Origin of the sequence: Agromyces mediolanus, from assembly GCF_014648575.1 — a bacterium.
GTDB lineage: Bacteria > Actinomycetota > Actinomycetes > Actinomycetales > Microbacteriaceae > Agromyces > Agromyces mediolanus.
This window is the reverse complement of sequence record NZ_BMRJ01000001.1, coordinates 2,019,704-2,034,012: the sequence shown is the minus strand read 5'-3', so window position 1 is coordinate 2,034,012 and position 14,309 is coordinate 2,019,704. Positions and strand designations below refer to the sequence as shown.

The window sequence follows — 14,309 nt, the reverse complement described above, 5'->3', positions numbered from 1 at the left end:
GCGGGGCGACGATGATCGTCGCCCCGCCGTTCGCGTCGGTCCGAACTCGCGCTCAGCCGAACCAGAGCGCGAGCTCGCGCTCGGCCGACTCGACGGAGTCGGAGCCGTGCACGAGGTTCTGCTGCACCTTGAGGCCCCAGTCGCGGCCGAAGTCGCCGCGGATGGTGCCGGGGGCGGCGGTCGTCGGATCGGTGGTGCCGGCGAGGGAGCGGAAGCCCTCGATCACGCGGTTGCCGGCGACGCGGATGGCGACCGTCGGGCCCGACTGCATGAACTCGATGAGCGGCTCGTAGAACGGCTTGCCCTCGTGCTCCTCGTAGTGCTTCGCGAGGAGCTCGCGGTCGGCCTGCACGAGCCGGAGGTCGACGAGCGAGTACCCCTTCGCCTCGATGCGGCGGAGGATCTCGCCCGTGAGGTTGCGTGCGACGCCGTCCGGCTTCACGAGCACGAGGGTCTCTTCGATGACGGTGGTCATTCCTGTTCCTTCCCGGCGGCGTAGGCCGCACGTTGCCGGTCGATGCGGGCGCCGGTGACCATGCAGTACCACCACATGCCGCCGAAGAGCGCACCGACGAAGTACATCGCCGGGTTCACGAGCCCGGCGAGGATGATGAGGGCCTGGATGGCCCAGCCGACGCCGTAGCCCCAGCCGGCGCGGAGCCCGCCGATCGCGGCCACGAGCCCGACGAGGATGACGCCGCCGGTGACGAGCGCCGCCCAGGCGGGCAGCCCGAACGGGCCGCCCTCGGGCGGGGTCAGCCCCCACAGCACGAGCGCGGCGAGGAAGACGACGATCGTCTCGAAGCCGAGCACGATGGAGGCGAGGCTCCTGCGGACGGAGTTCATGCGAGCCACCCCCGGTCGTCGGCGATCGCCATGGCCTCGCCCACGAGCACGATCGAGCCGGCCACGAGCACGGCGCGGCGCTCGTCCTCTCCGGCCCACTCGCGGGCCAGCTCGAGTGCGTCGTCGAGCCGCTCCGCGAGCTGCACCCGCTCGGGGCCGACCGCGCCCGCGACGACCGCGGCGAGCGCCTCGGCGGATTGCGCCCGGTCGGACTCCGGCTGCGTCACGATGAAGCCGGCCCCGCTCGCGGCGAGTTCGCGCACGATGCCCGCGGCGTCCTTGTCGCCGAGGACGCCGAAGACCACGACGAGTTCGTCGAAGTCGAAGGACTCGGTCAGCGCCGCGACGAGCGCCCTCGCGCCGTGCGGGTTGTGCGCCGCGTCGACCAGGACCGTCGGCTGCTGGCCGATGCGCTGGAGCCGCCCCGGCGAGGTCGCCGCGGCGAGCCCGTCCCGCAGGGCGTCCTCGGAGAGCGCGGTCGAGCCGCCGCCCAGGAACGCTTCGACCGCGGCGATCGCGACGGCGGCGTTCTGCGCCTGGTGCGCGCCGAAGAGCGGCAGCACGAGATCGCGGTACTCCCCCGCGAGCCCGCGCACCGACACGAGCTGCCCGCCGACCGCGGGTCGGCGGTCGAGCACGGCGAAGGCCTCGCCCTCGACGGCGAGGCTCGACTCGGTGAGCTCCGCCGCGCGCTGCAGCTCGGCGAGCGCCTCGGGCTGCTGAGCCGCGGAGACGACCGAGGACGCCGGCTTGACGATGCCCGCCTTCGTCCGGGCGATCTCGGCCACGGTCGAGCCGAGCTTGGACTGGTGGTCGAGGTCGATCGGGGTGATCACGGCGACCTGCCCGTCGGCGACGTTCGTGGAGTCCCACTCGCCGCCCATGCCGACCTCGAGGACGACGACGTCGACCGGGGCGTCGGCGAAGCAGGCGAAGGCGAGCACGGTCATCGTCTCGAAGAACGTCAGCGGCGGCTGGCCCGCGCCCTCGAGCTCGGCGTCGACGATCGCGAGGTAGGGCTCGATCTCGCTCCAGTTGCGCGCGATCGCCTCGTCGGCTATCGGTTCCCCGTCGATGAGGATCCGCTCGGTGAAGCGCTCCAGGTGCGGGCTCGTGAGCATGCCGGTGCGGAGCCCGTAGGCGCCGAGGATGCTCGCGATCATGCGGCTCGTGGAGGTCTTGCCGTTCGTGCCGGTCAGGTGGATGACCGGCGCCGCGCGGTGCGGGTCGCCCAGGAGCTCCACGGCGCGCCGGGTCGCCCCGAGCCGGCGCTCGGGCGCCGCCTCGCCGACCCGCCCGAGGAGCGCGGCGTACACGGCGTCGGCCGCGTCGCGCGCCTCCTCGTCGAAGTCGCCCTCGTATCCCTCGCTCATGCGCGCTCCACTCCGATCTCGACCACGGTGCCGCCCGCGAGCGGCTTCGCCTGGCTCCCGGCGGGCAGCGGACGGAGTTCGACCGTCGTCGCGAGCGTCTCGCCGGCGATGAGCTCGAGGTGCCGTTCGGCCGCAGCGGTGCCCGCCTCGTCGAGGCGGAGCTCCAGCCGGATGCGGTCGCCGACCTCGAGGCCGGCGGCCTTGCGGGCGTCCTGCACGGCGCGGACGAGGTCGCGGGCGACGCCCTCCGCCTCGAGCTCGGGGGTGACCGCGGTGTCGAGCATCACGAACCCGCCGTCGCCGACCAGGCCGAGCGCGGTCTCGCCGTCGGCGCTGCCGCCGGCCTCGAGCACGAGCTCGTACTCGCCGGGTTCGAGTGCGATGCCGCCGGCGACGACGCCGTCGGCCGTGACCGACCAGTCGCCGCCGCGCGCGGCCTGGATCGCCTGCTGCACCTGCTTCCCGAGGCGCGGGCCCGCGGCGCGCGCGTTCACGGTCAGTCGCTTCTCGATCCCGAACGCCTCGGCGCTGTCGGGTGCGAGGGCGACGATCTCGACCGCCTTCACGTTCAGCTCGTCGCGGAGGATGCCCTCGAAAGGCGCGAGCGCCGCGGCATCCGCCGTGACGACGGTGAGCTTCGCGAGCGGGAGCCGCACCCGGCGCCCGGCCTGCTTGCGCAGCGCCAGGGCCGCGCCCGTGATCTCTCGGACCGCGTCCATGGCCGCGACGAGCTCGGGGTCTGCCGGGAACTCCTCGGCTGCGGGCCAGTCGGCGAGGTGCACGCTGCGGCCGCCGGTGAGGTCCTTCCAGACCCGCTCGCTGACGAGCGGGAGGAGCGGGGCGGTGAGGCGGGTCAGCGTCTCGAGCACGGTGTACAGCGTGTCGAACGCCTCGGCGCCCCGGCCGTCGGCGTCGACGCCGGACCAGAAGCGGTCGCGCGAGCGGCGCACGTACCAGTTCGTGAGCACGTCGCCGAAGTCGCGCAGCTTCTGCGCGGCGAGCGGCGAATCGAACGCGTCGAGGTCGGCGGTCACGGCCTCGACCAGATCGCGCAGCTTCGCGAGCAGGTAGCGGTCGAGCACGTCGGTCGACGACGTCGAGCGCGACGCGTCGTAGCCGCCCTCACGGGCCGTGTTGGCGTAGAGCGAGAAGAAGTACCAGGTGCTCCACAGCGGCAGCATCAGCTGACGGACGCCCTCGCGGATGCCTTCCTCGGTGACCACGAGGTTGCCGCCGCGCAGCACGGAGCTCGACATCAGGAACCAGCGCATCGCGTCGGAGCCGTCGCGGTCGAAGACCTCGTTGACGTCGGGGTAGTTGCGCAGCGACTTCGACATCTTCTGCCCGTCGCTGCCGAGCACGATGCCGTGGCTCACGACGTTGCGGTACGCGGGACGGTCGAAGAGCGCGGTCGAGAGCACGTGCATGACGTAGAACCAGCCGCGGGTCTGACCGATGTACTCCACGATGAAGTCGGCGGGGTGGTGCGTGTCGAACCACTCGCGGTTCTCGAACGGGTAGTGCACCTGGGCGAACGGCATCGAGCCGGAGTCGAACCAGACGTCGAGCACGTCGGGGATGCGCCGCATGGTGCTCTTCCCCGTGGGATCGTCGGGGTTCGGCCGGGTGAGCTCATCGATGTACGGCCGGTGCAGATCGGGCTCGCCCGCGCCGTTCAGCGGCAGCCGGCCGAAGTCGCGCTCGAGCTCGGCCAGGGAGCCGTACACGTCGGTGCGCGGGTAGGCCGGGTCGTCGCTCTTCCACACCGGGATGGGCGAGCCGAAGTAGCGGTTGCGGCTGACCGACCAGTCGCGCGCGCCGGCGACCCACTTGCCGAACTGGCCGTCCTTGACGTTCTCGGGCACCCAGGTGATCTGCTGGTTCAGCTCGCCCATGCGGTCGCGGAACTCGGGCACGCGGATGAACCAGCTCGACACGGCCTTGTAGATGAGCGGGTTCCGGCAGCGCCAGCAGTGCGGGTACGAGTGCTCGTAGCTCGCCTGGCGCAGCAGCCGGCCCTCGGCCTTCAGCAGCTGGGTGAGCGGCTTGTTCGCGTCGCTCCAGGGCTGCCCGGCGACGTCGCTCACCTCGGGCAGGAAGCGGCCGGCGTCATCGAGGGAGATGATGACGGGGATGCCGGCGGCCTCGCAGACCTTCTGGTCCTCCTCACCGTAGGCGGGCGCCTGGTGCACGATGCCCGTGCCGTCCTCGGTCGTGACGTAGTCGGCCACGAGGATCTGCCAGGCCTGCTCGAGCCCCCAGGCCTCGACGTCGGCGTAATAGTCGAAGAGCCGGTCGTAGCTGACGCCCTCGAGCTCGGCGCCGCGCACCGTGCGGGTGACCGCCGCTCGCGCCTCCTCGGCGCTCGCGTAGCCGAGCTCCTTCGCGTAGTTGCCGACGAGGTCGATCGCGATGAGGTACTCGGCACCGAGCACCTCGGGCGCGGGAGCCGCACCCTCGGCGGCCTCGCGCAGCACGGTGGCGTCGGGCGTGCCCGCGGGGCCGGCCGGCACCACGGCGTACTCGATGTCGGGGCCCACCGCGAGCGCGAAGTTCGTCGGCAGCGTCCACGGCGTCGTCGTCCAGGCGAGGGCGCGGACCGCGGTGAGGCCGAGCGCCTCGGCCTTGGCCCCCGTGAGCGGGAAGGTGACCGTGACCGTCTGGTCCTGGCGCATCTTGTAGACGTCGTCGTCCATGCGCAGCTCGTGATTGGAGAGCGGCGTCTGGTCGCGCCAGCAGTACGGCAGCACGCGGTAGCCCTCGTAGGCGAGCCCCTTCTCGTGCAGGGTCTTGAACGCCCAGACGACGGATTCCATGAAACCGGTGTCGAGGGTCTTGTAGTCGTGCTCGAAGTCGACCCAGCGCGCCTGCCGGGTGACGTACTCCTCCCACTCCTTGGTGTAGCGGAGTACGGAGGTGCGCGCGGCCTCGTTGAAGGCCGCGATGCCCATCTCCTCGATCTGACTCTTGTCGGTGATGCCGAGCTGCCGCTCGGCCTCGAGCTCGGCGGGCAGGCCGTGCGTGTCCCAGCCGAAGCGGCGGTGCACCTGCTTGCCGCGCATCGTCTGGAAGCGCGGGAACACGTCCTTCGCGTAGCCGGTGAGGAGGTGGCCGTAGTGCGGCAGGCCGTTCGCGAACGGCGGCCCGTCGTAGAAGACCCACTCGGGGGCGCCCTCGCGCTCGTCGATCGAGGCCTGGAAGGTGCGGTCGGCCTTCCAGAAGGCGAGCACCTCCTGCTCGACCGCCGGGAACGACGGCGACGGCGTGACGGATGACTCGGGGTCCTGACCCTTGGGGTACAACGCTCGCTCCTGCAGTGATCTCCTGGTCACGAGGACGGCGCGTTCCTCGAACGCCACCGCGGTACCACCCCGCTTGCCGCACCCGCCGTGGATGCGACCGCTCGCTCTTCAGCTGTGACGGGCTGGTCCCGTCCGGTTCTACTGACCGCGGGCGGACCCGTGGCGTTCTTCCGGAGACTCCCCGGTGATGGCCGGATCGCAGTCGCTGCGCCGAGTCTACCGGGTCGCGGCCGGTGCTGCGTCGAGCGCGAGGGCGTAGCCCCGGCAGACAGGGTCGACGGCGTCGCGCACGGCGTCGGCGAGCGCACCGCGCTCGACCCCGGTGAGCGCCCAGTCGGCGGCGCCGCTCACGAGCGCGGCGACGGCGGCGCTCGACGCGGCGCGCACGAGCGGGTCGCCCGGAGCCCTCCCCGAACGGGCGGCGAGGAACGTTCCGAGCTCGGCGGCGACGCCGAGGAAGCGTTCGAGGCCCGAGGCGCGGAACTCCGCCTCCGCGCCGATCGCCTCGCGCTGGCTGAGGGCGAGCGGGATGCCGCGGTGCGGGTGCCGGACGGCCAGCCCGAGCAGCGCCTCCCGGAGCGCGGCGCTCGGGGCGAGCCCGGCCGGGACCGTGGCGAGCACCTCCGGCAGCGCGCGCAGGGTGTCGTCGACGTCGAGCCAGAGCAGGTCCGACTTCGTGGCGAAGTAGTTGAAGAAGGTGTTGCGGCCGACCCCGGCGCGCTGGGCGATCTGGTCGATCGTGGTTCGCGCGTAGCCCTGCTCGAGGAACAGCTCGCCCGCGGCATCCTCGAGCGTGCGACGCGACGACGCGCGCGGTCGTCCGCCGCGGCCGGAGCGCACGGCGGGGGACGCGGTCGTCGCCGCCGTGCCGCCCGCGCTCGATTTGGTCATAGACTCATTATGGACTGAGTACCGAAACTCGTCCGACCATCCCTCGTCCGTCGTTCAGGAGCCCACCCGCGCATGCCCGCCACCAGCCGCCGCCCAGGCGCCCGCGCCGCCGTCCGCCTCGCCATCCCGCTCGCCGCCGTCGCGGCCCTCGCACTCGCGGGCTGCACCGCGGCCGAGCCGGGCGCGGTGCCGTCGACCCCGAAGCCGGGCGGCACGCTCGTCTACGCCACGGGCGACGCGGAACCGGACTGCCTCGACCCGCACGTCGGCGGCAACTACCCGCAGGCCCTCCTCGCCGGCCAGGTGCTCGAGTCGCTGGTCTCGCTCGACGACGACCGCCAGGTCGTCCCGTGGCTCGCCGAGGCCTGGACCACGAGCGACGACGGCCTGAGCTGGGACTTCACCCTCCGCGACGATGTCGAGTTCACCGACGGCACGCCGTTCGACGCCGCGGCGGTGAAGGCCAACATCGAGCACCTGCAGGACCCGGCGACGCAGTCGTCGACCGGCTACCTCGCGGTCGGCAAGGTCGCCTCGGTCGAGGTCGTCGACGACACGACCGCCCGCTTCCACCTCTCCGCCCCCGACAGCGCGCTGCTCGAATCGCTCGCCCAGCCGTGGACCGCGATGGAGTCGCCCGCGGGCATCGCGCGCGGCATGGACGAGAACTGCCAGGCCCCGATCGGCTCGGGTCCCTTCGTCGTCGACGCCTGGGTGCCGCAGGACCACGTCTCCCTCGTCCGCAACGAGGACTACCACGGCGGCCCCGCAGACCGCGGCCGCGACGGTGCCGCGTACCTCGAGGCGATCGAGTGGCGCTTCCTGCCCGACGCCGCGTCGCGCTACGCGGCGCTGCAGGCCGGCCAGGTCGACGTGATCGACAACGCGCAGCCGGACGCCCTGCGTCAGGCTCGCGAGGGCGCCGCCGGCCTCGTCGAGATCGACGCCCCCCGCCCGGGCGCGTCGAACCGGATCGAGCTGAACTCCGGCCAGGCCCCGTTCGACGACGAGCGGGTGCGCGAGGCGTTCATCCGCGCCGTCCAGGTCGACGACGGCATCGACAGCCTCTTCTTCGGCACCGCCGAGCGGAGCCACGCGGTGCTCTCCAGCGTCGAGCCGCTCGCCTACTCCGACCCGAGCCTGTTCGAGCCCGAGCTGGAGCAGGCGAACGCGCTGCTCGACGAGGCCGGCTGGTCGGCCAAGGACGCCGACGGCATCCGCACCAAGGATGGCGCCCGGCTCGTGCTGCGCTTCCCCGTCTCGACGAACCAGTCGATCCCGGCCGAGCAGTCGCTGTTCGAGCAGATCCAGGCGACCGCGAAGGAGGCCGGCTTCGAGGTGCAGCTCGAGCCCCTCGACCTCTCCAGCTGGTACGGGGCGCTGTTCAGCCACGAGTACGAGCTCGTGAGCGCGCCCTACACGAAGATCGGGCCCGACGTGCTGCGCATCCTCTACCACAGCGACAGCATCGTGCCCGCGCCGAGCGGCTACTTCGCGAACCTGGCGCAGCTCTCGAACCCCGAGCTCGACGCGCTGCTCACCGACGCCGCCTCGGCGTCGGACCCGGCCGAGCGCGCCGCGGACTACGAGGCCGCCCAGCGGATCATCCTCGAGGGCTTCTACGCCCTGCCGCTCTACGACCAGCAGAACCACTACCTGCACCGGGACGCCGTGCAGGGCGCCCGGGCGCTGCCCACGGTGTCGACGCCCTGGTTCGCCGACGCCTGGCTCGCCGACTGACCCGATGCGGGCTCGCCGGATCCGCGCGATCGCGCTCCGCCTCGGCGGGGCGCTGTTCGTGCTGTGGGCGGTCGCGACGCTGACCTTCTTCGCGATCCACCTGGTTCCGGGCGACCCCGCGCAGGCGATCCTCGGCGGGCCCGGCTCGCAGGCTCCGCAGGAGACGCTCGACCGGGTGCGCGCCGAGTACGGCCTCGATCAGCCGCTCGTCGTGCAGTACGCGGCGATGCTCGGCCGCCTGCTCACGGGCGACCTCGGCACCTCGTACTCGCTGAAGGCGCCCGTCGCCGAGCTCATCGGCGGACAGCTCCTGGGCACGCTGACCCTCGCGCTCGCCGCGCTCGCGCTCGCCTGGGTCATCGCCATCGGGCTCGCCCTCTGGTCGAGCGCCCCGGGACGCGTCGCCCGCGGCGTGGCCGGAGCCATCGAATTGACCGCGGCGGCGCTCCCCCACTTCTGGCTCGCGACGGTGCTCATCGCCGTGTTCGCGACCGGGCTCGGCTGGCTGCCGCCGGTCGCGAACGGCGGTGCGAGCGGCCTGGTGCTGCCGGTCGTGACGCTCGCGGTGCCGCTCGCGGGATTCCTCGCCCAGCTCATGCGCGAGCACCTGCTCGACGCCCTGGAGCGGCCGTTCACGGTGTCCGCGCTCGCCCGCGGTGAGACGGCGAGCGGGATCCGCCTCCGGCACGCCCTGCGGCATGCCGCGCTCCCCGCCGTGCAGCTCTCCGGCTGGGCGATCGGCTATCTCATCTCGGGCGCGGTCGTCGTCGAGACGATCTTCGCGCGGCCCGGGCTGGGCCGCACCCTGCTCCGCGCCACCGAGCTGCGCGACGTGCCGCTCGTCACCGGCGTCGTGCTCGTGGTGGCGCTCGTCTACGTGCTGATGACCGTCCTCACCGATCTCGTCGCGGCGCTCGCGGACCCGCGGGTGCGGACGGCGGCGGCATGAGCGACCTCGAGCTCCGCGCGGGCGTCTCGCCCGCCGACGCGCCGCGCGCCGGCGACGGCCGGCTCGGCGGGCGGCGGCGGATGCCCCGGCCGAGCGTCGTGCTCGCCGCGGCCTTCGTCGGCTTCCTGCTCCTCGCCGTCGCCTGGCCCGGCCTGCTCGAGACCGCGCCACCCGACGCCATCTCCCCCGCCGAGGCGTTCCAGGCCCCGTCGGCCTCGCACTGGTTCGGTACCGACGAATCGGGGCGGGACGTCTACAGCCGCGTCGTCGCCGGGACCGCCCCCTCGCTGCTGATCGGGGTGCTCGCGACCGCGATCGGGCTCGCGCTCGGCCTGCTGCTCGGCGGCATCGCCGCCCTCGGCGGCCGGGTCCTCGACTTCCTCATCGGCCGGGTGAACGAGGTGCTGTTCGCCTTCCCCGGCATCCTGCTCGCCCTGCTCGTCATCGTGCTGTGGGGCCCGGGGCCGGTGACCGCGACCGTCGCCGTCGGCCTGTCGACGGCTCCCGGCTACGCGCGGATCATCCGCGGGCAACTGCTCGCCATCCGCGGCTCCGGCTACGTGGAGGCGGCCCGCGTGCTCGGCCACGGCCGTGCGAAGATCCTGTCCGCCCACATCCTGCCGAACGCCCTCGTGCCGATCGCGGCGCTCGCGACGCTCGGCATCGGGCAGGCGGTCGTGTGGGCCTCCTCGCTCAGCTTCCTCGGGCTCGGCGCGCAGCCGCCGGCCGCGGAGTGGGGCGCGATGCTCTCGGCCGGTCGCACCTATCTCGGCACCGCGTGGTGGCTCACGGTGTTCCCCGGCCTCATGATCGTCGCCACCACCCTCGCGACGACCGTGCTCGGCCGGGCGCTCACCGCCCGGGACGGAGCCCGGCGATGAGCGGCGCGGCACTGACGGTGCGCGGCCTCCGCATCGGATACGGCGGGACGGCGGTCGTGCGCGGGGTCGACCTCGATCTCGCCCCCGGCCGGATCGTGGCCCTGGTCGGCGAGTCCGGCTCCGGCAAGAGCGTCACGGCGCGGGCCCTGCTCGGTCTGGCCGGACGCGGCGCCGAGGTGGAGGCCGAGCGCTTCGAGCTCGACGGCGAGGACGTCCGCGGGGCCGGCGAGCGGCGCTGGCGACGCCTGCGGGGCGCGAAGGTCGGGCTGGTCCTCCAGGACGCCCTCGCCTCGCTCGACCCCCTGCGCCCGATCGGCCGCGAGATCGGCGATGCGCTCCGGCTCCACCTCGGCCTCCGGCCCGCCGCAGCGCGGCAGCGCGTGCTCGAACTCCTCGAACGGCTCGAGCTGCCGCACCCGGCGCTGACCATCGACCGCCGCTCGGGCGAGCTCTCCGGCGGGATGCGCCAGCGCGCGCTGATCGCGGCGGCGGTCGTGCTCGATCCCCCGGTGCTCATCGCCGACGAACCGACGACGGCGCTCGACGTCGGCGTCCAGGCGACGGTCCTGCAGCTGCTCCGCGAGGCGGCAGACCGCGGCACGGCGGTGCTGCTGATCAGCCATGACCTGGCCGTCGTGTCGGGCATCGCCGACGAGGTGCTCGTGCTCGCGGACGGCGCGGTGGTCGAGCGCGGCCCGACGGCCGAGGTGCTCGGCGCGCCCCGGCACCCGGCGACCCGGGCGCTGATCGCCGCCGTACCGACGGAGGTGCCGCGCGGCGTGCCGCTGCTGGAGGCGGCGCGGCTCGACGATCCGAACGCGCCGCTCCCGGCGGCGGCGGCGCCGCCGGCCGGCTCGACCGCCGATTCCGCACCGATCCTCGAGGCGAGCGGACTCCGCCGGGTGTACCGGTCCAGAGGCAGCGAGCTCGTCGCGGTCGACGACGTCTCCCTGGCGCTGCGTCCGGGCCGCACGCTCGGGCTCGTCGGCGAGTCCGGCTCCGGCAAGACGACCCTCGCGCGCCTGCTCCTCGCCCTGGAGCGTCCCGACGCGGGCGCAGTCCGCCTCGACGGCGGCCCGTGGAGCGAGTCGAGCGAGGCCGCGCGACGGCCCGATCGGCGGCGCATGGGGGCGATCTGGCAGGATCCGTACGGCTCCTTCGACCCTCGCTGGGGCGTCGCCCGGCTGCTCCGCGACGCGTTGAGCGTGGGCGGGCAGGAGAGCGACGAGCGGGCGGTGCACGAGCTGCTCGACCTCGTGCGCCTGCCGACCGCGATCGCGGCGAGTCATCCGCTCGAGCTCTCCGGCGGCCAGCGCCAACGGGTCGCGATCGCGCGGGCGCTCGCCGCGCGGCCGGAGATCCTGATCGCCGACGAACCCGTGTCGGCCCTCGACGTGACCGTGCAGGCGGCCGTGCTCGACCTGCTCGACGAGTTGCAGCGCGAGCGCGGGCTCGCGATGCTGTTCATTTCGCACGACCTCGGCGTGGTCAGACACATGAGCGACGAGCTCGCGGTCATGCGGCACGGGCGCGTCCTCGAGCACGGTGACGCAGGCCGGCTCTTCGCCGCCCCGCAGCACGCGTATACCGCCGCCCTCATCAGGCATTCTCCGCGACTCGCCTGGGGCGGTGATGCGCACGGCCCCGCCAGCACCCGGTAGGCTGGAGCGTCGCATATTCAGGCACCCCCATGGACTCGGTGCCGCACATACCGAACCGGAGCACCATGACCGACACCGCGCGAATCCCCGAGAAGCCGGCCCTCGAGGGCCTCGAGACGAAGTGGGGCGGCGTCTGGGAAGACCGGGGCACCTACCGCTTCGACCGCGACTCGGCGACCCGCGAGTGCATCTACTCGATCGACACTCCCCCGCCGACCGCGTCCGGTTCGCTGCACATCGGCCACGTGTTCTCCTACACGCACACCGATGTCGTCGCCCGGTTCCAGCGCATGCGCGGCAAGCAGGTCTTCTACCCGATGGGCTGGGACGACAACGGCCTGCCCACCGAGCGCCGGGTGCAGAACTACTACGGCGTCCGCTGCGACCCCACGCTCCCCTACGAGCCCGGCTTCACCCCGCCGTTCGAAGGCGGCGAGGGCAAGAGCGTCAAGGCCGCCGACCAGGTGCCGATCTCGCGACGCAACTTCATCGAGCTCTGCGAGCGACTGACGGTCGAGGACGAGCAGCAGTTCGAGGCGCTCTGGCGCAGCCTCGGCCTCTCCGTCGACTGGACCCAGTCCTACCGCACCATCGCCGACGAGGCCCTGTTCACCTCGCAGCTCGCCTTCATCCGCAACGTCGAGCGCGGCGAGGCCTACCAGGCGCTCGCGCCGACGCTGTGGGACGTCACGTTCCGCACGGCCGTCGCGCAGGCCGAGCTCGAGGACCGCGAGCAGCCCGGCCACTACCACCGCGTGGCGTTCCGGCGCCCCGACGGCGGCACCGTCGAGATCGAGACGAGCCGTCCGGAGCTCCTCCCCGCCTGCGTCGCCCTCGTCGCCCACCCCGACGACGAGCGCTACCAGCCGCTGTTCGGCACCACCGTCACGACCCCGGTGTTCGGCGTCGAAGTGCCCGTCGTGGCCCACCACCTCGCCCAGAAGGACAAGGGCACCGGCATCGCGATGATCTGCACGTTCGGCGACGTCACCGACGTCGTCTGGTGGCGCGAGCTGCAGCTGCCGAACCGCGCGATCATCGGCTTCGACGGCCGCATCATCGCCGACGCCCCCGAGGCGATCACGAGCGAGTCCGGCCGCGAGGCGTACGCCCAGCTCGCCGGCAAGACCACCTTCTCGGCCAAGCAGGCCGTCGTGGAGCTCCTCCGCGCCTCGGGCGAGCTGCTCGGCGAACCGAAGGCCATCACCCACCCGGTGAAGTTCTTCGAGAAGGGCGACCGCCCCCTCGAGATCGTCTCCACCCGGCAGTGGTACATCGTGAACGGCGCCCGCGACGAGGACCTCAAGGAACGTCTGCTCGGCCGCGGTCGCGAGATCGACTGGCACCCGGACTTCATGCGCGTGCGCTATGAGAACTGGGTCGGCGGGCTCTCGGGCGACTGGCTCGTCTCCCGCCAGCGCTTCTTCGGCGTGCCGATCCCGGTCTGGTACCCGCTCGACGCCGAGGGCAACCCGCGCTTCGACGAGCCCATCGTCGCGAGCCGCGAGCAGCTGCCCGTCGACCCGTCCTCGACGCCCGCGCCCGGCTTCGACGAAGCCCAGCGCGGTGCGCCCGGCGGCTTCATCGGCGAGCACGACGTCATGGACACCTGGGCGACCTCCTCGCTGACCCCGCAGCTCGCCGGTGGCTGGGAGCGCGACCCCGAGCTGTTCGAGCTCGTCTTCCCGTACTCGCTGCGCCCGCAGGGCCAGGACATCATCCGCACCTGGCTGTTCTCGACCGCGCTCCGCGCCGAGCTCGAGCACGGCGTCGCCCCCTGGTCGAACGCCTCGATCTCCGGCTTCATCGTCGACCCCGACCGCAAGAAGATGTCGAAGTCGAAGGGCAACGTCGTCACCCCGGCCGGGCTCCTGGAGCAGCACGGCTCCGACGCGGTGCGCTACTGGGCCGCGTCCTCGCGCCTCGGCACCGACGCCGCCTTCGACCCGCAGAACCCGACGCAGGTGAAGATCGGCCGCCGGCTCGCCATCAAGGTGCTGAACGCCGCGAAGTTCATCCTCACCTTCGAGGGCGACGCGGATGCTCCGGTCACCGAGCCCATCGACCGCAGCATGCTCGCCGCGCTCGAGACCGTCGTGCAGCAGGCCACGAAGGCGCTCGAGAGCTACGACCACGCCCGGGCCCTGGAGCTCAGCGAGACGTTCTTCTGGACCTTCTGCGACGACTACCTCGAGCTCGTCAAGGAGCGCGCGTACGGCGAGCAGAGCCCCGAGCAGGCCTCCGCCGTCGCCGCGCTGAAGACCGCGCTGTCGGTGCTGCTGCGCCTGTTCGCCCCCGTCATCCCCTTCGCGACCGAAGAGGCGTGGAGCTGGTCGAACGAGGGATCGGTGCACACCGCCGAGTGGCCCGCCGCCGAGGAACTCGCCGCGCGCGGCGAAGCCGGCGTGGAGCTCCTCGAGCTCGCGAGCCTCGCGCTCACCGGCATCCGCCGGGCGAAGACCGACGCGAAGGCCTCGCAGAAGACGCCGGTGTCGCGCGCCGTGATCGCCGCGCCCGCCGACGCCGTCGCGCTGCTCGAGGCCGCCGCTGGCGACCTGCGCGCGGTGGGGCGCATCGACACGCTCGAGTTCGCCTCGGCCGAGGCGCTCGAGGTGCGCGACGTGGAGCTGGCGACGCCGGCCGAATGACCTGGAACCATGGGGGAA

General features: G+C 73.0%; 10 protein-coding genes. 5 read left to right on the top strand and 5 right to left on the bottom strand.

Annotated features, from left to right (window positions below; translation table 11 throughout):
- Positions 1-52 precede the first annotated feature (52 nt).
- The 5 genes from ndk to IEY71_RS09610 all read right to left on the bottom strand — a co-directional run bounded on the left by ndk (position 53) and on the right by IEY71_RS09610 (position 6,412).
- Positions 53-475, bottom strand: a complete 423-nt coding sequence (ndk, locus tag IEY71_RS09630) for a nucleoside-diphosphate kinase (RefSeq protein WP_189084971.1) — start codon at positions 473-475, stop codon at positions 53-55.
- On the bottom strand, positions 472-846 hold the full coding sequence (locus tag IEY71_RS09625; RefSeq protein WP_189084970.1) for a DUF4233 domain-containing protein: 375 nt from the start codon (positions 844-846) through the stop codon (positions 472-474). Before IEY71_RS09625 ends, ndk begins: the two co-directional genes overlap by 4 nt.
- On the bottom strand, positions 843-2,219 hold the full coding sequence (locus tag IEY71_RS09620) for a bifunctional folylpolyglutamate synthase/dihydrofolate synthase (protein WP_189084969.1): 1,377 nt from the start codon (positions 2,217-2,219) through the stop codon (positions 843-845). The genes IEY71_RS09625 and IEY71_RS09620 overlap by 4 nt, the downstream gene beginning before the upstream one ends.
- Complete coding sequence (ileS, locus tag IEY71_RS09615; RefSeq protein ID WP_271202612.1) at positions 2,216-5,521, bottom strand: isoleucine--tRNA ligase; 3,306 nt, start codon at positions 5,519-5,521, stop codon at positions 2,216-2,218. Before ileS ends, IEY71_RS09620 begins: the two co-directional genes overlap by 4 nt.
- 216 nt (positions 5,522-5,737) lie before the next feature.
- Positions 5,738-6,412 carry a TetR/AcrR family transcriptional regulator gene (locus IEY71_RS09610; protein WP_189084967.1) on the bottom strand — a complete coding sequence of 225 codons (675 nt, stop codon included), beginning with the start codon at positions 6,410-6,412 and terminating at the stop codon, positions 5,738-5,740.
- A gap of 72 nt (positions 6,413-6,484) precedes the next feature.
- Between IEY71_RS09610 and IEY71_RS09605 the strand changes: the two genes are divergently transcribed.
- The 5 genes from IEY71_RS09605 (at position 6,485) to valS (ending at position 14,291) form a co-directional block, all read left to right on the top strand.
- Positions 6,485-8,152 carry an ABC transporter substrate-binding protein gene (locus IEY71_RS09605; protein ID WP_189084966.1) on the top strand — a complete coding sequence of 556 codons (1,668 nt, stop codon included), beginning with the start codon at positions 6,485-6,487 and terminating at the stop codon, positions 8,150-8,152.
- Between the two features lie 4 nt (positions 8,153-8,156).
- Positions 8,157-9,101 carry an ABC transporter permease gene (locus IEY71_RS09600; RefSeq protein ID WP_189084965.1) on the top strand — a complete coding sequence of 315 codons (945 nt, stop codon included), beginning with the start codon at positions 8,157-8,159 and terminating at the stop codon, positions 9,099-9,101.
- A complete protein-coding gene (locus tag IEY71_RS09595) occupies positions 9,098-9,982 on the top strand; it encodes an ABC transporter permease (RefSeq protein WP_189084964.1) in 885 nt (294 codons plus the stop codon). Before IEY71_RS09600 ends, IEY71_RS09595 begins: the two co-directional genes overlap by 4 nt.
- Positions 9,979-11,643, top strand: a complete 1,665-nt coding sequence (locus IEY71_RS09590; RefSeq protein WP_189084963.1) for a dipeptide ABC transporter ATP-binding protein — start codon at positions 9,979-9,981, stop codon at positions 11,641-11,643. The genes IEY71_RS09595 and IEY71_RS09590 overlap by 4 nt, the downstream gene beginning before the upstream one ends.
- A 65-nt stretch (positions 11,644-11,708) precedes the next feature.
- Positions 11,709-14,291: a valine--tRNA ligase gene (valS, locus tag IEY71_RS09585; protein WP_189084962.1), complete on the top strand. Its 2,583-nt coding sequence runs from the start codon at positions 11,709-11,711 to the stop codon at positions 14,289-14,291.
- The last annotated feature ends 18 nt before the right edge of the window (positions 14,292-14,309 follow it).